Genomic DNA, 19,405 nt, shown 5'->3' with positions numbered 1-19,405 from the left:
ATTGGGTGAACTCAGGAAAATGGAAGATCTCTCTCTGGAAGATTATCAGGCTATCGGCCTGAAAAGCGGACTCGAGATCCATCAGCAACTCGACACGGAGAAAAAGCTTTTCTGCCGCTGTCCGATCAAGCCGTACAGTGAAAAATTCGACGCCGAAATACTGCGCCATATGCGCCCCACCCTTTCCGAACTGGGTGAATATGACGGCACCGCCCTGATGGAGTTCAAAACCAAAAAAAACATCATCTACCAGATAAACAAAGAGACGGTATGCACGTACGAGATGGATGACACTCCTCCCTTCGAACTCAACAGGATGGCTCTCGATATCGCGATCGAAGTCACGATGCTTCTCGGCTGCAAGCTGGTGGGCGAGATCCATATAGCCCGCAAACAGTACCTTGACGGGTCAATACCGACAGGTTTTCAACGGACTACCATTCTCGGGATAGACGGATCGATACCATACGGAGACAGGCGGATAGGGATCATCCAGCTCGGGCTCGAGGAGGACGCCTGCAGGGAAGTCAGCGATATCGGCCATATGCGCACATACCGGACTGACAGGCTCGGGATCCCCCTGATCGAGACGGTGACTTATCCGGAGATGAGGACCCCTCGTGAAGTCGCGGACGTCGCCACGATACTGAGATATCTTGCGCGTTCGACGGGCAAGGTGAGGACTGGGATCGGCGCCGCGCGGCAGGATGTCAATGTCTCCGTAGACCGCGGACAGAGAGTCGAGATCAAGGGAGTCCCGAGGATCAAGGATATCCCGCTACTTGTACATAACGAGGCTTTCCGGCAAGTCGCGCTGATAGAGATTATGGATGAGCTCGCCGCCAGGGGAATAACACACTCGACCTTCAAAGCAAGTTCCACTGACGTCACAAAGATCCTCAAAAGTACGAAATATTATCCCGTCGCCGAGGCTGTCAAAAAAGGAATGGGAATACGGGCTGTGACTCTAAGGGGGTACCGGGGGATACTGTCGACCAGAACGCAGCCGGAAACTACCTTCTCGAAGGAGATCTCCGACAGGGTCCGTGTCATCGCCTGCCTCGATATCCTTCCCAATATCGCGCATTCAGACACCGAGGCCGAAACCTTCTCGAGTTCGGAGTGGATAAAGATCAAAAACAACGCGGCGGCAGGTGAAAAGGATGTTGTTATAGTCGTGTGGGGATCTGAGGATGATCTCGATACGGCAGTCAGGGAGATCATTATAAGAGCCCAGCAGGCTCTCGACGGCGTGCTCGATGAGACAAGGCAGGCATTGCCCAATGGGATCTCCGGGTTTGAAAGGGTCCTGCCGGGCCCCAACCGGATGTATCCCGACACTGATCTTCCTCCGATCGCCATAACGGAAGACCGGATCGAAAGGATCAAATCGATCCTCCCTCAGCTCCCATGGGAGCGCAGGGAAAAATATATCAAGTCGGGTTTGACAAAAGAAACAGCAGAAAGGATGAGTATTTCTCCGTTCAGGGATATATTCGACAATATTCAGAAAGGATCGGAATTCAGCGCGCAGGACCTCGCTTCATTCCTGCTCGACGGCATCAACCGGCTGAATAGAAAAAAGAGAATAGACAACCTGACTGATGGGCTTCTTAAGATGACGATATCTCTCGCCGGAAAAAAGGGACTTCGCCCGGAAGCGTTGCCGATCGTTCTTGAAAAGACCTGCGGAAGCGAAAAACTGCCCCCTGAAGAAGCTGTATCCGGATTCATACAGATGAGCGACAAGGTCCTGGCGCAAAAAGCCGGAGATTTTCTGCGTTCGTTTAAAATACCCGAAATAGACAGGACGAAGCTTGTCAATCATCTGATCGGAAGGCTCAAGGAAGAGTTCCCGGGACAGGCATCAGGGAAAAGATTCTTCGAGATTACAGACAGGTTCATCAAATAACGTCACTCCCCGCGGAGATTATCCGTTATCGAACCGGAAGAGAATGATCATTCCGTTTTGCTGACGTTGTTAAGATGCAGTTCCCCCGTGGCACTGAAGGTCAATCCCTTGATCTCTTTTCGAAACGCTCCAAGCTGATTCGTATGCGCTATCATAATCCAGGGATAGTTGGTGAAAAAGAGGTCGTCTGCCGCGTTGTAGAATTCCCATTGCTTTTTAAGGGATATTGTCGTTCGGGCCTGAAGTATGTTCGATTCGAACTCCTCGTCGACCCAGTGCACGTGGAACGGCGATCTCGTGTCGCCGAGCCCGAAAAGCATCGAATAGAAATCATCGGGATTTCTCGTATCGATATTCCACCCCGATATGATGAAATCGTAATCTTCGCTACCCATATATCGCTGGTATTCCTCCATCGATGAAGTAGGAACATAACTGATCTTCAGACCTGCTCCCTTCAAGTAGCCGGCGATCAACCTCGCCTGCGCGCTCGGCGTCGGGCAGTACGGTCTGGCGAAAGGCAGCCCTACCATCTTGAACGTCCTGCTGTCGTCGTCAAGGAATTTCTCTATTATTTCTTTCGCGATCCTGCTGTCATACGCGATCCTCGGAGGCCCCTCGCTTTTCCCTCCGATAACGGGAGGAAGCACCCCCCTGCAGGCGCTGGCCTCATTGAAATGGACATCCCTGATAATCTTGTCGGTGTGTATAAGCATGTTAAGAGCGCGCCTGAATTCTACGTTATCAAGTGGGGGATTATTAAGATTCATGTGAACAAAGCTTATATTGACACCTTCGAGAACGGAAAGTTCGATATCATCGACTCCCCTGAGCGAATCGGCGAGCGATGGCGGAATAATATCTATTACATCTATCTCGTCCTCCGCCATCATATCAAGAGCCTTCCAGGCCGGGGTCGAACAGTGGTATACGACCTCTTCGAGATCAGGCACCGATCCCCAGTACTGGTCGAACTTTTTCAATCTGATCATCGATTCGGGATCCCATGATTCTATCCTGAACGGCCCGGTACCCAACAGAATCCCATTCTCCTGCCTTTTCGTGATCGTATATGTTATCTGAGCGATAGTCTTGAGAAAACCGGCTCTTTTTTCCGTGAAGATGATCCTTACTTTGTACGGACCCGTTTTCTCTATCACTCCTTTGAACTGAGGCACTTCTCTGAAAGAAGCTACTACGTCCTCGGCGTCCATCAGCGAGCCATCGTGGAATTTTACTCCCTTGCGCAGCGTGAATTCCCATTCTTTTCCCCCGTTGTTCACCTGCCAGTCGGTGGCCAGGGCCGGTTCCAGCGTGAGATGATTTCCTCTTCCGCTGCTCACGAGGGCTTCATAGACATTGTCCATGAGGATCGATACAGATACGGATTCGGTTATATTCCGCGGGTCGCGCGATGTCGGGCTGCCCGATATCGCGACGTTGAGCGTCGAAGCTACCACTCCGGCTGTCATAAAGACACTGGAAAATACTGATAGAACAATAAGATAGAGAAATAGCATCAAAATATATCTCGTGTTGAATCTACTCAAAACATCCTCCAGTTAGTTTTAACGCTTCATTACCACTGTCTGCTGCTCCCTTTTCTTCGGGAAAAAGAGCCGTAACCTTTATTTATTTTTCCTTCCTATAACGATTTATTTCACTTATATTAGTCCCCGTAAAGCAGCGGCCCTGGATCAGAGATCCTGTTCTGTGATCTGCGGCGCAGGTTTTTAAGGACTACAATCCCCTAGCGAGGTGATCCTCTACTTGAGTTCGGATAAATACAAGGGGTACAGGGGCATAGCCCTCGAATGCCTCAAGGAACAAGGCGCGGGCGTATGGAGCGATGTCGAGATCGAATCTACCAGGGGCGATTTCAAGGGTATTATTCTCCCCAGGTCTGAGACTGCCGATGAAAATCATATCGTCCTTAAAATGAACACCGGTTATAATGTCGGCCTCGCCGTAGAGACTATCAGGTCGATCACCGAGCATGGCCGCAAGGAAGCTCATTACAAGATCCCCGAGAAGGAATTCCCCTATGATCCCGAGAAACCCAGCGTAAAGCTCCTTGGAACGGGAGGCACGATAGCATCGAGGCTCGACTACAGGACAGGAGCTGTCATCCCCGCTTTCTCTCCCGGAGAGCTGTACGGATCGGTCCCGGAACTGGCCGATATATGCAACCTCGAGACTGAAAAACTCTACGGGGTGTTCAGCGAGAACATGGGTCCTGAGCAATGGAAGGGAACTGCCGAAGCTATCGGAAAAGAGATCGCCAAGGGAACGAGTGGAGTCGTGATCGGGCATGGGACGGATACCATGCATCATACGGCGGCGATCCTCTCATTTATGGTCCAGGATTCCCCGGTACCGATAGTAATGGTCGGCTCCCAGCGCTCAAGCGATCGTCCGTCGAGCGATGCCGCGATAAACCTGATTAACGCCACACGAACGGCCGCTCACAGCGACTTCGCAGAGGTGATGGTCTGCATGTTCGGACCGACAAGCGATCAATACGGGCTTCTGCACCGTGGGACCCGCGTGAGGAAGATGCATTCCTCATACCGTTCCACATTCCGCACGATAGGCGACATCCCCCTCGCGATAGTGGAAAAAGACCGGTTTGTACCGCTCAGGGACGACTACAAGCGCCGCCGCGACGACAGAAACGTAAAGATCAATACGGCATTTGACGAGAGAGTCTCGATCCTCTACTACTATCCGAATATGAAACCCGATGTGCTCGAAGCGTTGATAGACAACGACTACAAGGGGATCATCATAGCGGGGACCGGCCTCGGTCACGTGAACAAACCTCTCTACCCCGCTCTTAAAAAAGCAGCCGACAGGGGAATCCATATCTACATGACGGTTCAGACACTATGGGGTTATGTTCAGATGTACGTCTACGACACCGGACGCGATATCATGGACCTCGGCGTCATCCCCGCCTCCAATATGCTTCCCGAAGTCGCCTACGTGAAACTTGGCTGGGCTCTCGGTCAGAGCCATGATCGTGAAGAGGTCAAAAAGATCATGCTCACGCCTGTCGCCGGTGAGATAACTGAGAGAGAACCCCACAACGGATACCTTATTTATCAGGGGGGTATCCCTGAAGTCGAGGAATTCATCAGCCAGTACAAGAAATAGTATGGTCAACTGATGGACAGCAAAGGCCCCGTAAATCTTTCGACTTCAAAAGTGATCTCCGAAACGTTGATCGTCTCATCGGCGAAGATCGGGATGAACCTTCTAAAACCGGTCCGCGGCATCCTTCTCGGAAGGCTCCTCGGTCCCGCGCTGTACGGGATACTTATTATACCCGTTCCCTACGTCCAGATCCTCACCATGCTTTCCAATATCGGATTCAACACAGCGATCGTCAGATTGATCCCCGGATACAGGCAACAGGGAAGGAGCGATCTTGCCCGAATGATCTATCGATCGAGCGCTTTATTGACCCTCGCGCTGAGTATTCTCTGGAGCGCGATGATGCTGATCTTCTCCAGATGGCTCGCTGTCGATGTGGCCCACCAGCCGGAAGCCCTAGGACCTGTCAGGATCTACTCGCTGATAATCCCCTTTTTTGCCATGAACGCTTTTTACGCCGTCGTTTATCTGGCCGCGCAGAGAGGCAGGCTCAGGGCCGGCATATCGATAATATACGGCATCCTCAATATCCTTATCCCCATCCTTGTCGTCCTGTGGAAGAAGAATGTCACTCTTATTCTCGGGGCCTTTCTCACCGCTGAGATCATCGGAACGATTTTGTTCGCCGTGATCTTCCACAGAAGAGTCCTCATCGAATTCGCCGGCAGGACAGGCGACATTCTGCGCGGAATGAAAGAGGTCTTCGGATTCGGATTCCTCTTTTTCTTCGCCAGCCTCGGCTGGAATATCATCAACTCTACCGACCGGATCATGGTAAAATTCTACCTTCCTTCCGAAGAACTGGCCTTTTACGCCATGGCAGCCCTCATCATCACGTCGCTAAGCGTCATCTCCGCGACGGCAGGGACAGCACTGATTCCCTCCCTCACTGCGGCTCTGACGGAAGGTGACAGATCCCTCTTTCGAAAACAGGTATGGAATACGAACAGATTGGGATTGATGGCTCTGGTACCGATGACGGCGATCATCTACACGCTGGCTGCCGACATCTACAGAATCGTCCTTCCGGGATACGCCCCATCAGCCCCGGTCCTGAGAATCCTCGTATTCATAGGTTTCATCGACATACTCTGCCGCACGGCGTGGGCTTCCCTCGTCGCTTATGGAAGCGGCGGAAGAGCAGCTTCAGCATATATCATCGCGGCGCTCCTTAATATCGTGATGAACCTTTTACTCATTCCACGGTACGGCATAGAGGGTGCCGCTATAGCGACTATTTCCAGTTTCCTGGTTCTGGGCATAATATTACAGAGCATGATGGCCACGGTCGCCGGAATCAGAATGCGTATAAGTGACATCATCCATCCCCTTGTCATAGCGCTTGTATTCCCTCTGATCGGATCGATTTTCACCGGTACAGCAAGTTACTTCAGGGTCCTGATCGTGCTGATACCGGGATCGGTCATATATACCCTCCTAGCCAGCCTGACAGGACTTATTCGGAGAGAAGACCTTGATAAATCGCTGAAATCGGTTTCGGCAAATGGCGATTCAGCCATAATGAGAATCATATCTGGAATTATTACAATACTTTACAAAATAAAAAGAAGACCCTGACAACAACAGGGCTGAACTGACGGAAAAGAGTAAACAGTAAATAATCATTTACGCTTTGGTAATATATTGTTTACATATCCTTTTGTTGTTATTATTGCAGTTACGCTATTATTTGAATAATGTAAATATTTGTTGACGTTCTTTGCTGGTGCAACCACCCTCCCCAGAGATAGATTCAAAATAATTTAAAACTTATCTTATTGTTATAATACAAGTTAGGCCGCTTGAGTAATAATCGGGAAGAACAGGTAATTATGGCACACCACCTGCTATAACAATAGACTGTAAGTAACGATGATAAATAAACGGAATCATCTGGGATCACAAAGAAAGGAGCTGACATGTTATTCTTCTCAAACATCGCGCTGATCGTTGCCCTGATGATCGCTGGCAAGAGTGTCTGGGGCAAGAGTGTTTGGTAGTGATCCGAACGCAGGGGGAAAGCGGGGAGCTGAAAAGTTCCCCGCTTTTTTCATGCCCGCTACCAGTTCTGGGAAAAATGCCTGAGAGTCTCGACCTATCCACTGTTACTGCCAGCATGTCAGGGTAACACTTACCTCACCCTTTGAAATAAAGATTACTCCTTTACAAGACCGTTGCCGGGGAATATATTCTGGAAAATCTTTTCGCGCCACTTGGCGGATGCTGCAATCTGGCCCTTTTACTTCAATAGAGAGACCTGCAATGGCCGCTGTATCTACGATCCTGAAGGAACTGAGGGCGGAATTTCTGACTGCCAGTGTACTCCCCGTAACGCTTGCCGTGGCTGTTTCGAGATACGACACGGGGTCATGGGATCCGGGGCTCTACCTGCTCACCCTTGCCGGAGTAATATTTCTCCACCTCGGGACAAATACCGCGAATGATTACTACGATCACCTTTCCGGGGCGGACGAAGCCAATGTCGAGTATGCCAGGCCCTTCACCGGCGGAAGCAGGCTTATCCAGGAGGAAGCGATCTCTCCCCGGACCGTCCTGACGATCGCGATAATATTTTTTTGCGCCGCATCGGTCGCCGGGATATTTCTGTTTCTGCGGACGGGTCCTGCTGTCATCTATCTCGGCATTACCGGGACAGTCCTTGGATTCTTCTATACAGCTCCACCGGTGAGGCTTGCCTCGCGCGGACTTGGAGAAGCGGCAGTCTTTGCCGGTTATTCCCTTGTCGGTATAGGCGCCTATATCGTTCAGACAGGAGAACTGACGTTTCATTCCGTGATAGCGGCACTTCCCCTCGGCCTCTTGACGACGGCGATAATCATCATCAATGAATTCCAGGATATGAATGCCGACCGCTCTGCCGGAAAAAATACTCTCGTAGTAAAGCTTGGAAGGAAAAAGGCGGTATGGCTCTTTGCCGCGGTCATTCTGACCGGTGTGGCGGGGCCGGTGATATTCGGAACGGCGATCGGCCTGACTCCCACGTTGACCCTGATCAGTCTTCTCGCTCTTCCTATCGCGATCAGGGCAGTGGTGACAGTGGCAGCGAACTACGACTCTCCGAAGGCTCTTACGCCGGCTAACGGATCGACGATAATCTGTCACCTCGCTACGGGAATCCTTCTTATAGCAGCATATATCTTCGCAAGTTAGCGGAATTCTGCCCGTTCGAGGCATCAGATCGCGGTTTCGGCAGCCCCCGGAAACCAGGAGTTCCTATGTCCTCATCTCGACATCACGGATCCTCTTGATCTCCTTGATCACCTCGTCCTTCGAATCGACGACATGGATAATATCAAGGTCCTCGGGGGAGATCATGCCGTCTTCGAGCATCCTGTTCTTGATCCAGTCCAACAGCCCCCCCCAGAAATCTCTGCCGATAAGGAAGAGAGGAAAAGGCGCTATCTTGTGAGTCTGGATGAGGGTCAGGGCCTCGAAAAGCTCATCCATCGTTCCGAAACCGCCTGGAAATATAACGAACGCCATTGCGTATTTTATGAACATCACCTTTCGGACGAAGAAATACCGGAAGGTGATCATCTTGTCAATATACGGGTTAGGTTCCTGCTCGAACGGCAGGTCGATGTTGAGGCCGACCGATTCACCGCTCCCCTCCTGCGCCCCCCTGTTAGCCGCTTCCATTATCCCCGGGCCACCCCCGGTAATGATCGCGAAATCCTCTCCGGCAAGATCCCGGGCAAGTTCGCGGGCCATTATATAATATCTGTCATCTTCCTTCAGCCTGGCCGAACCGAAAAAAGTGACTGCCGGTCCCAGCTCTACCATACTGTCGAAGCCCTCGACGAACTCTGCCAGTATCCTGAAAAGCCTCCACGATTCCTGGATATTGAAATCGTCGATCAGGTATCTTTTTTTCGGATCCATATTCTCCTCCGTTGCTGTCAAACGCGCGTACAGGGCGACCTTCTCACCACTATCCCGTCAAGCGGGTCCGGTTCCATTTACTTCAACTTTTCATTCAAAGACCATACGCTCTGCCGTTGTATTTGACAATTACTAAATATTTCATCGACGCGGGGAAAATATTTTCTTGAAATAAAGGCACGGGGATGTAGATTTACTTTATGTTTCTACCGCTCAAGGATATAAACCCAACTCGCAACAGACCGGTGATCACCGTATCGCTCATCGTCATCAACATCTTAGCCTATTTTTACCAGATATCCCTCGGACACCAGGGACAGGCGCTGATCTCTTCTCTCGGTGCGACTCCATTCGAGATAACGCGGCTGAAGGATCTGACAGGACCGATCGGGTACTATCTTCACGCCGAAGGCCCCAGGCCTATAATCCTGACCCTTTTTACATCGATGTTTCTGCATGGAAGCATAGTTCATCTTGGTGGTAACATGCTTTACCTGTGGATATTCGGGAATAATATCGAAGATATCCTCGGACCGTTGAAATTCCTCCTCTTTTATTTCCTTGGCGGATTGACTGCTCACGCGATGCATATAGCGTCAGATCCTTCCTCTCTAATCCCTACAATCGGCGCGAGCGGCGCGATAGCCGGGATCCTCGGAGCTTATCTGATCACTTATCCGCGTGCTCGCGTGCTTACTCTGATGTTCCTTTTTATCTTCATCAGGCTCATGGTCGTTCCCGCTTATGTAATCATTATATTCTGGTTCGTAATCCAGCTTTTGAGCGGATTCGCGTCGCTGGGCGGCCACAGCGGAGGCGTGGCCTGGTTCGCTCATATAGGCGGATTTCTCGGAGGGATCGCTTTGATATTCCTCATGGCTGGAGATAAGGTCCGGTGGCTCAGGCAGGGCGGATTCACAGATTACTGATCAGGCAGGTGAAGAGACAGGCTTGCGAAAGACGCGGTAGAGGGATGGATATCAATTTTAACCGGATCCTGTTAGACGGGAAATCACGGCAAGATGGCTTGGCCGCAAGGATCATCGGCAATCTTCCCGCCGCCGCGGTTGAAGTCATTGATGACATTCCTTCGCTGATTATTCAAAAACCGGGGAAAGACGATTCTCTGATCCTTACCCGACATGAGGGAGAATTCGTAAAGGATTTTCCTTCCACACCCGGTGCCCCTCCATGCGGCGAAAAATATATCATAACAACGCTCAATTGTCCCTTCGCCTGTACCTACTGCTACCTGCAATCGTATCTCGCTCACGGCAGGATCGTAGTCTTCACGAATATCGACAGGATGAAGAGAGAGATCCGGAAAGCCCTTTCGCCGAGGGCTGTCCAAAGATTCACCACCGGGGAGATGAGCGACAGTCTCGCCATCGATCATATAACCGGACATACTCTCGAGTTACTCCCTCTTTTCAGGGGGACCGGCACGCTCCTTGAAGTAAGGACAAAAAGCGCTAACGTCGGCCACATAATCGATCGAATGGCAAGTGATCCAGGCATCGCGGAAAATCTTCTTATTACCTGGACTATCGCTCCGTCCGGCGCGATCAGGGGAGAGGAATACCTCGCGTCTTCAGTAGAGGAAAGGATCGGAGCGATGTCCCGCGCCTCTGCCGCCGGGATCAGGGTCGCGATCAGGTTCGATCCTGTGATCCCATGGTATTATGATAAAGACGAATACGAAAAGCTTGCCCGGATCATCTTCGGATCCGTCGATCACGCGATGATCCACAGATTCGAGATCGGAGTGATGAGATTCCCACCGGGCCTGTGGGAAAAGGTAAGAAAGAGAGATTCGCGTTCAAACCTGTTCAAGGGAGAATATTTCAGGGACGGCGAAGGAAAAATGAGATTGTACAGACCGGAGAGGATAAGGATCTACCGGGAGATCGATGATATCATCAGGAAATACTTCTCCCCCGCGCGGGTCGATCTCAGCATGGAAGACCGGGAAGTCTGGGAGGATGCGGGGATAAGCGCGCCGCGTCCCGGTTCTGAAGCTGAGCTAGCCGACAGATGAAGGCATCCCGTCAAACCCGAGTGAACCGTCGGTGAGATGGTTAGCGTCGCCCAGGAGCCTCAGCCTCGGCCTGAACTCAAGCATCACTGTGCTGATAGACGCGTTTGGAAGAGAAAACGACCAGAGGCCATCCTGATCCATACCGAGAATATAGGTAAGCCACGTGCAGATCACTCCCCCGTGGGAGATTATAAGGAGATCTCCAGAGGTCGAACCGGTTATTCTTTCGACCTCATCGACGACTCTTCGATGAAAATCGAAAAACTTCTCCGCCCCGTCTATCTCCACCGTTGAAGGCGCCTTGAACCAACGCTCCATGATCCCGGGAGTCTCTGCTTCTATCTCACTGACAAGCCTTCCCTCCCAGGCTCCTAAAGCGATCTCCCTGAGCTCACTGGAAAATCCTATCGGATAGCTTTCTCCCAGGGCGATCCTCGCCGTCTCGGCAGCTCTCTGAACGTCACTGCAGAAAACGTGATCGAAGGGAACAGTCTCAAGCCTTGCCCCCAGAAGCTGCGCCTGACGCCTCCCCCTGTCGCTAAGCGGGACTCCGTCTGTATTCTTCTGGACCCTGCGCTCGCTGTTCCACTTCGATTCTCCATGCCTGACGAGGTGGACCTTTCTTGTCATATCTTTCATCACGACCTCCATCGAAGGTATTCAATCTAGCAGAATCGTTAATAATTCTCAAGATACCTTGCTATCGAGGGAACTTTTATTTAATCTGAATCTACAAATTGTAATGGCATACGGCCGATATCCCGAATGGAGAGAAAATGCGAAGGGCAGTGTCGACGATATTTCTTGTCATGTTTCTTTCAATCGCCAGCGGCGATCTGATCGCCGGAGGAAGATTCGAGCTTCTTTCACGCACTCTTCTCCAGGCTCACACTACCGATGTCATCTTCTTCGACAGGGGGATGATAGTGGCTTCAGGAGCTGCCCTTGCCATAGCATCACCACGCGATTCACTATCGAATCACAGGTTACTGCCTCTTGGGGGCGAGATCAGGGATCTCGATCTCCATGAAAGATACGCATACGCCTCCGTTTGGAATTCCGGGCTTGTCACGATAGATCTCACCGATCCGGCCAATCCCGTCCAGTCAGCCATAACGGCAATAGAGCAACCTTCGAGGATCACCGTAGATTCGGGCCGGTTGACAGTCTCCGTCTCGGGAGAAGAGTTATATCTTTTCAGTCTCTCAGATCCGTCAAAACCCAGGCTTACGGGCAGATTCGGGATCGATAAGGGAGCTCTCTCGCTCGATTCGGCCGGTGATATCATCGCCGTCTTTTACGAGGAAAAAACGATCCTCTTCGATATCGATCATAACCGTCCGATCGCCCTGGCTCCCGATCCGATAAGAATCGAATCTCCATGGAGTAGCGGCAGGGGATATATAAACGACTCGACTCTCTATATTCTGGGAAGTGATGGGGTGACAAGAAGGTACGATATTACCGATTGCCGGTTTCCGGAAAAGATCTCCGATATGCCGATAAAAAAGATCTTGTCGATCGGATTCGGCGATCGTGAAGGGATCGTACTGACCGGAGAGGGAAGGCTGGTTCCCTTTAGCATCTCTGGCGAAAAGATAAAGAAAGGAAAACCGCTCACCGCGGATATCTCCGATGGACCCGACCTGCCGGGAATGAAACCGGATCTTCTGCCCCGCCTTAAAGGGAAAAAAATATCGCATACCGTTCCGGGAAACGACCTGGCAGTCTCTGACGGCGATCTCGCCATTTTCGGGCTGAAAGATGGAGTATATCTGTTCCGCCTCGACGCGGAGGTAATGTATCCTGTGTCGAGGATCCCGAGCGGAGGGTTCGCTTTCGACCTTGTAGCGAGGGATGGATGGCTCTTTCTGGCAAACGGACAGGATGGCCTGCGAACTGGCAAGGTCGACGCGGAAGGACAGATCGAATGGAAAGGGCACCTTGAGAGTCCGCAGTCGAGGGATGTAGCTTTAGCAGGAGATCTGCTTATTCTTGCCAGCGGAAACGAAGGGATGAAAATCATAGACATCACCAATCCGGCTGCTCCTGCTCAGGTCGGGATCCATGCGTCGCCATATTTCCTCTCTGCAGTCGTAACGCAGGGATCTCTCGCAATACTTGCCGGAGGGCTTGGAGGAGCGGAGATCGTCGATTTCAGCGAACCTGAAAGCCCGAAACTTGTCTGGCGCGAAAAATTCTCCGAAGTCAGGGGCGTCTTCGCCGATACCGATTATATTTATATCTCCGACGGATTTGAAGGATTCCATACATACAGGATCGATGGCGGAACAGTCACCTATATCTCCGGGTTCAACACGCCGGGATGGAACGATGACCTTTTCGTGAACGGCGATATGGTCTATCTCGCCGAGGGGGGTAAGGGACTGTATATAGCAGATATATCTGACCGGAGAAAGCCGCGGATGCTCGGTTCGGTCGACATCGGATCGATCGCCAGAGAGATCCACGCCAGAGGCAGGACGGTATTCGTCGCTTCACAGAAAAAAGGGATCACCGCGATAGATATATCCGATCCAGGCAACCCATTCATAGTTGCCAGGCACAGATCGGCTGATGACGCGAGAGGTGTATTTGCCGACGAGAATTTTGTTTATCTGGCGAGCGGGGCCGGAGGCGTTTATATTTTCCGGTATATCGAGCGGTAAGACAGATCTTTTATAATCCCGCAAGCCGGGTGATAGAAGACGATTAATAAATCAGATCGAGCATGAATATTATATATGTTCTTTTCCGGCAATCAGGGCAAAGAAGGAGAAAATGGTGAAATTCATAGGTTTTAACAGGATTACACAGTTTGCTGTATTAATTCCAGCAGTGGCCGCTGCTTTCCTGCTGCCTTTCGGCCCCGCTTCCGCGCAGGGATTCTTCACTGAATCGGGCAATCTGGTCACCGCCGAACCACTGGCGTCGATCTCCCTCTTTCATCCAGGCTCGACGGCATACATCGCCGTCAGGGCTACGATCAGGGATCAATGGCATATAAATTCAGATTCGCCCCTGGACAGGTTTCTTATTCCGACTGTCCTCGAGATGAATCTCCCCGATGGAATCGAATCGGCAGGGATATTTTATCCGGAAGCTGATCTTCAGAAGCTTGAATTCAGCGATTCAAAGATGTCTCTTTTTCACGGGACGATAATCATCGGAACTGCCGTGAAAATCGGAAAGGATGTAGAGCCGGGAGAATATGATATATCGATCGTATTTAGATACCAGGGATGTAACAATATAACCTGTCTTGAACCGGCATCGATCATAGTACCCGCGAAGATCCGGGTCGGTAATATGAACGAGACTTCCGAAGCGCTTCATCCGGAGATCTTCTCCGCGCCTCCTTTCATCGACGACAAAGGGAATCCGGTCGCTGCCGGATCAGATCGAGGGGAAAACGGATCTTTCTCAAATACTTTCAGCGAAAAGGGGCTTTTCCTCGCCTTCATACTGATATTCCTCGGCGGCCTCGCTCTGAACCTGACCCCGTGCATCTATCCTCTAATTCCGATCACGATCAGTTACTTCGGCGGGCAGGCCGGTGGAAAAGCCTCAAGGGCATTTCTTCTGGCTCTGATATATGTGTTCGGGATGTCGATCACGTACAGTATCCTAGGAATGATAGCGGCGATGACGGGAAGCCTCTTCGGTTCTGCTCTTCAGAATCCGGTGATTGTGCTTTTTATCGCGGCAGTCCTTATAGGCCTTTCCACTTCTATGTTCGGACTCTGGGAGTTCAGGCTTCCGATGTTTCTCACGAGAAGGACGGGAACAGCCCGGCAGGGATACTGGGGAGCACTCTTCATGGGACTCACAGTCGGAATAGTAGCGGCACCCTGCATAGGTCCATTCGTCCTTGGACTGTTGACATATGTCGGTGAGATGGGGCGTCCCGTCCTCGGATTCTTCATGTTCTTCACCCTTGCGTGGGGCATGGGGATCCCTTTTATAGCTCTCGGCACCGCTTCGGGAAGCCTTCCCGCTTCGGGGAATTGGATGATCTGGATCAAAAAGGTCTTTGCCTTCATCCTGTTGATCATGGCGGTATATTTCGCAAGGACTCTGCTGGGGAACACTATGACCTACCTTCTGTACGCTATACTGGCAGCAATAGCTGGCTTATTCCTGGGATGGATAGCGCGCGTGCCCGGAATGGGAAAAAGTTTCCTCACTATCAGACGGATCCTGGGCAGTTTATGGCTTCTGGCGGCGATCATAGTGTTGGCCATCCCCGGAGGTCCTTTCAGGGAAGAAACGCTCAGACCGGGAATAGTCTGGCAACCTTTCACCATGGAACTTTTTGAAGATGCCCTGTCGAAAAGAATGCCGGTGATGATCGATTTTTCAGCCGACTGGTGCATTCCCTGCCACGAACTTGAACACAACACATTCAACGCCCCCGGTGTACTGGAAAAATCAAAGAGTTTCGTTCCGCTTAAAGTCGACCTTACAAAGTCGGGAGAGACAGAAGATTCCTTCAAGAAAAAATTCTCGATAAAAGGTGTCCCGACGATCATCTTCTACGACAAAACGGGGAAGGAACCTGAAGGATCGCGTATAACGGGATACGTGTCTCCGGGTATCATGCTTGAGAAGATGTCTGCCGCCCTCGGAGGGCAGGATAAGATGGAAGAGTGAAAAACCCGGACCCTTTTTCATATGCAGCGCGAAAAAGGCGATTTGAAAGGTCTCAAGCGGTTTGAAAAAAAAACTCGAAAAGATACTGGTCCTGTCGATATGGGACGAAATGTGGTCGCTTGGAGAAGGGTGCGGAGTCCCCGACGAACTTCATTTTATCGAGAAGCTTACAAGCCGGGGAATAGAGATCGAGTACCTCATTCCCGAACCTCGGGGGAAGACCGCTCAATATCAGAGGCCGGGCCTTCGGTATCATACCTATCCCAATGTCTTTCGCTCTCTCGACCCCCTGCCTGGACCTTTGAGGAGGATAGTTCTGCCAGGGCTTTTCATGAGCAGGCTGATGCCGGTGCTTCGCCGACTGGTCCGCGAGTACGATCCCGATCTGATCCTCGGTTATTCGTACTATTCCCTCGGTCCGCTGAAAAAAATCGGGATGAAAACGGGGATTCCCACTGCGGTGAAACTTTTCGGTGTCATGTACCTGCGCCATCATCATCTTCCATGGATACAGTACAGGAGATATAACCATGAACAGATTTCGGCTCTGAGACATAAAGTAGATCATTACATCGTCCTCAATGACGGCACCCAGGGCAGGGACGCGCTGGTTGAAAAAGGGATCGATCCGGAAAAAATAACATTCCTTCCAAACGGCATGGATCTTCGGTGGGCGGAACTTGAGATCGACCGGGTCAAAACGAGAAGAGCTCTCCACCTTCCGGAGGGCAAGCGGCTTGCTGTGACCTTTTCAAGGCTTGTAAGGTCGAAGCGCGTCGATCTTTTTCTTAAAGCGATGGCTGCCGTCGACAGCAGACTCCTCGATGAAGCGGCAGTCGTCATCGGTGGTGACGGCCCCGACCTGGAAAGTCTCAAAAAACTGAGCAGAGAACTCGGGATCTTCGAAAAAGTCTATTTTACCGGAGCTGTCAAGTATAATGAGATACCCCTGCTCCTGAAATCGTGCGATTTCTTTGTCGGAACGAATGAACTGACAAATATGTCGATGCCTCCGTGTGAAGCTCTTTTATGCGGCCTGCCCGTAGTAGCATTCGATATAGCCGGAACATCCGAGGTAGTCAGGGATGGCGAGACGGGACTCCTGGTAAGCGCCGGTGATTTAGATGGAATGACGGCGAAAATCGAGACACTGCTTGGCGATCCCGGGATGGTTTCAAAACTGGGCAGGCAGGCAAGTGATTTCGCGAAAAATCATTTCATGTCCTGGGACGAGAGGACGTCAAAAGAGCTCGAGGTCTTTGACCAACTCGTTTCTGAACGCTGAATTCGATCCATTCCAATGATATTTCGCGCTTCTTTAATTTTACGGGAACGGCCCTCACTTTACCCGGGTTATCCTGCTCAAAGATCTTCGGGGAAATAATAAAACCGCCACGGGTTCCCATCCGATATGAGAATCCGTGGCGTCTCAGAAATATGGAAGAATGATGATCGGGCAGCAAGGGCTTAATCTCTCCCGCTTCTGAATGTCGGGATTCAACAACAACTTGACTCCCCGCGTGCCCCTTCATCCTGTATATATCTTAGTCGGTTTTTCAACTCTGTCAAGCCCCCGGAAATGAAAATCTCCTTGCCGAAAAAGAGTCAAGTGTAATTTGAACTCTGTCGATAATATCCCCAGCGATCATTACACCATCGATTAAACCGGAAAAACCATATGTGTGGAATATGCGGCTTTGTTATAAATAATAATACCTTTGGTCGCGAGACACTCGAGAAGATGAACCAGGCGATAAAACACCGCGGTCCTGACGACGGTGGTTGCTATCTTACGATGAAAGACAGGCCGGCAAGTCTTGAAAGCCTCTCTCGCGGTAATGTCGGCCTTGGCCATAGAAGGTTGTCGATAATCGACCTCTCCAGCGCCGGTCATCAGCCGATGAGTAACGAGAATGGCAGGGTCTGGATCGCCTTCAATGGAGAGATCTATAACTTTGCCGCTCTGAGAAAGCAACTTGAACGCGAGCACAGTTTCAGATCGAGAACTGACACCGAGGTTCTTGTCCACGGCTACGAGCAGTGGGGGACCGGTCTTTTTGAGAGGCTTCAAGGGATGTTCGCGATCGCTATCTGGGACGCGGAAGTGCGGCAGATGCTCCTGGCAAGAGACAGGTTGGGGATCAAACCATTATACATGGGACTTCAGAAGGGAGACTTTCTCTTCGCCAGCGAGCTCGGAGCCATTCGGACCTGCCCCGCGTTCGTTCCCGAAATAGACGAGAGATCGATGGAGATGTACTTCACCCTCTCTTACGTCCCTTCCCCCCGATCGATCTTCAAGGGTATAGAGAAACTCCTTCCGGGACATTTCGCCACATTCAGTAATGGCATCCTTTCAAAATACCGGTATTGGGAAACACCGGCCCTTGAGGACGATAAAAATGAGACTCGCCGCCAATTCAGCGGATCTTACACCGACGCCCTGACGGAAGTCGATCGGCTGGTAAAAGACTCTGTCACCGGCAGGATGATGAGTGATGTGCCGATCGGCGCCTTCCTAAGTGGAGGGATCGACTCAAGTCTTGTTGTATCGCATATGAGCCGGGTCGCCGACAGGCCAGTGCGGACATTTTCGATCGGATTCGAGGACGATGATTTCGATGAAAGCCATTACGCCAGAAAAGTTGCGGAATATCTCGGTACAGATCACACCGGCCATATTCTCGATCCAGAAAAAACGAGAGAAATGATCCTCAACGTGGTCGACAACCTTGACGAACCATCAGGCGATCCATCAGTCGTTCCGACCTGGTTTGTATCAGATCTGGCGAAAAAGAACGGGATAACGGTCGCGCTCTCGGGGGACGGGGGAGACGAGATATTCTGTGGATATCAAAGATATGCTACAATGGCAAAACTGCTGAGATTTGATGGCATGCCCCGTCTTGTGAGGAAAGGGATCTTTTCAGCCGCCAGGACGTTGCTGCCTGACAGATTATCGCGAATCGCCGGAGATCTTACATACGATGAATACGCGCAGATCTATTTTTCGAGGATGAGTGGATGGAAACAGGGAGAAGTCGACATATTCAGACACGCCCCCGACAAGGCTCTCTATGACGCTTCATTCTTTCAGGAGATCGCCAGGCGCGCCGCCCATCTTCACCCTCTCGACAGGCTGATGCTCATAGATATGAAGACATATATGGTTGATGACGTACTCTCGAAGGTCGACAGGATGAGTATGGCCGTCTCCCTTGAAGTCCGCGTCCCGCTCCTCGATCACAGGCTCGTCGAGTTCGCTGGAACGCTACCTATTGACTTCAAGCGTCAACACGGAGTCCTTAAATCGATCCTTAAAGACGTCTCATACAGGCACCTCCCGAGAAATCTTCTTGAACGGCCAAAAACAGGTTTCGGAGTACCAGTCGGCAGATGGCTAAGGAAAGAACTTAACGATCTTCTCGGCAGCTGCCTCGGAAGAAGAAATATCGAAAAATTGGGCATCCTCGATCCTGCCAAGGTCGAAAAAGCGGTGCGGGGATTTGAATCGGGCCGATTGAATAATTCGAGGTTCATATGGGGATTATTGATCTTCGCCCTTTGGTGGGAAAAGAGCGGTCTGCCCGACATGGCAAAAAAAGGGAACGAATCAGGCTATTCGCTCCCTCTTTCCCCCTTCAAGGTCCCTGAGGACTTTAAATCGGAGTTGTTACCGCATCAGGCTCAGACCTCGCGATACCTGTAAATCTCGATGGCCATTATAACACAAGTAGAGGCGA

13 protein-coding genes are annotated in these 19,405 nt (G+C 51.1%); 10 read left to right on the top strand and 3 right to left on the bottom strand.

Going from position 1 to position 19,405, the window contains the following annotated elements; all coding sequences use genetic code 11:
- The first annotated feature begins 1 nt into the window (after nt 1).
- Complete coding sequence (gene gatE, locus JW814_06195) at nt 2-1,912, top strand: Glu-tRNA(Gln) amidotransferase subunit GatE (GenBank protein ID MBN2071032.1); 1,911 nt, start codon at nt 2-4, stop codon at nt 1,910-1,912.
- 47 nt (nt 1,913-1,959) lie between these two features.
- Here gatE and JW814_06190 read toward each other — a convergent pair whose 3' ends face one another.
- Nucleotides 1,960-3,462 (bottom strand): hypothetical protein, encoded by a 1,503-nt coding sequence (locus JW814_06190; GenBank protein MBN2071031.1) that lies wholly within the window; start codon nt 3,460-3,462, stop codon nt 1,960-1,962.
- Between the two features lie 220 nt (nt 3,463-3,682).
- Here JW814_06190 and gatD point away from each other — a divergent pair, with 220 nt between their 5' ends.
- The 3 genes from gatD (at nt 3,683) to menA (ending at nt 8,239) form a co-directional block, all read left to right on the top strand.
- Nucleotides 3,683-5,068 (top strand): Glu-tRNA(Gln) amidotransferase subunit GatD, encoded by a 1,386-nt coding sequence (gene gatD, locus JW814_06185; GenBank protein MBN2071030.1) that lies wholly within the window; start codon nt 3,683-3,685, stop codon nt 5,066-5,068.
- Between the two features lie 12 nt (nt 5,069-5,080).
- Nucleotides 5,081-6,646 (top strand): flippase, encoded by a 1,566-nt coding sequence (locus JW814_06180; GenBank protein MBN2071029.1) that lies wholly within the window; start codon nt 5,081-5,083, stop codon nt 6,644-6,646.
- Between the two features lie 684 nt (nt 6,647-7,330).
- Nucleotides 7,331-8,239 (top strand): 1,4-dihydroxy-2-naphthoate octaprenyltransferase, encoded by a 909-nt coding sequence (gene menA / locus JW814_06175; GenBank protein MBN2071028.1) that lies wholly within the window; start codon nt 7,331-7,333, stop codon nt 8,237-8,239.
- Between the two features lie 63 nt (nt 8,240-8,302).
- On the opposite strand, the gene JW814_06170 is transcribed toward menA, so the two are convergent.
- Nucleotides 8,303-8,971, bottom strand: coding sequence for a TIGR00730 family Rossman fold protein (locus JW814_06170; GenBank protein MBN2071027.1), 669 nt, complete (start codon nt 8,969-8,971; stop codon nt 8,303-8,305).
- A gap of 200 nt (nt 8,972-9,171) precedes the next feature.
- On the opposite strand from JW814_06170, the gene JW814_06165 reads away from it, so the two are divergent.
- Together JW814_06165 and JW814_06160 are read left to right on the top strand one after the other, a co-directional pair.
- The gene (locus JW814_06165) at nt 9,172-9,900 is read left to right on the top strand and encodes a rhomboid family intramembrane serine protease (GenBank protein MBN2071026.1); all 729 of its coding nucleotides are present in this window, start codon (nt 9,172-9,174) and stop codon (nt 9,898-9,900) included.
- A gap of 98 nt (nt 9,901-9,998) precedes the next feature.
- Nucleotides 9,999-11,009: a hypothetical protein gene (locus JW814_06160; protein MBN2071025.1), complete on the top strand. Its 1,011-nt coding sequence runs from the start codon at nt 9,999-10,001 to the stop codon at nt 11,007-11,009.
- On the opposite strand, the gene JW814_06155 is transcribed toward JW814_06160, so the two are convergent.
- A complete protein-coding gene (locus JW814_06155) occupies nt 10,995-11,648 on the bottom strand; it encodes a histidine phosphatase family protein (protein ID MBN2071024.1) in 654 nt (217 codons plus the stop codon). The two genes, JW814_06160 and JW814_06155, sit on opposite strands and share 15 nt — an antisense overlap.
- 137 nt (nt 11,649-11,785) lie before the next feature.
- Here JW814_06155 and JW814_06150 point away from each other — a divergent pair, with 137 nt between their 5' ends.
- From JW814_06150 to asnB, 4 genes are all read left to right on the top strand, one after another.
- Nucleotides 11,786-13,678, top strand: coding sequence for a hypothetical protein (locus tag JW814_06150; protein ID MBN2071023.1), 1,893 nt, complete (start codon nt 11,786-11,788; stop codon nt 13,676-13,678).
- 112 nt (nt 13,679-13,790) lie between these two features.
- Nucleotides 13,791-15,662 carry a thioredoxin fold domain-containing protein gene (locus JW814_06145; protein MBN2071022.1) on the top strand — a complete coding sequence of 624 codons (1,872 nt, stop codon included), beginning with the start codon at nt 13,791-13,793 and terminating at the stop codon, nt 15,660-15,662.
- A gap of 61 nt (nt 15,663-15,723) precedes the next feature.
- The gene (locus JW814_06140) at nt 15,724-16,947 is read left to right on the top strand and encodes a glycosyltransferase family 4 protein (GenBank protein ID MBN2071021.1); all 1,224 of its coding nucleotides are present in this window, start codon (nt 15,724-15,726) and stop codon (nt 16,945-16,947) included.
- Nucleotides 16,948-17,340: 393 nt separating this feature from the next.
- Nucleotides 17,341-19,371: an asparagine synthase (glutamine-hydrolyzing) gene (gene asnB, locus JW814_06135; GenBank protein MBN2071020.1), complete on the top strand. Its 2,031-nt coding sequence runs from the start codon at nt 17,341-17,343 to the stop codon at nt 19,369-19,371.
- Nucleotides 19,372-19,405 lie beyond the last annotated feature (34 nt).

It is taken from the genome of Candidatus Krumholzibacteriota bacterium, from assembly GCA_016932415.1.
GTDB lineage: Bacteria > Krumholzibacteriota > Krumholzibacteriia > Krumholzibacteriales > Krumholzibacteriaceae > Krumholzibacterium.
The sequence above is the reverse complement of the archived record's forward strand: the minus strand, read 5'-3'. Positions and strand labels throughout refer to the sequence as shown.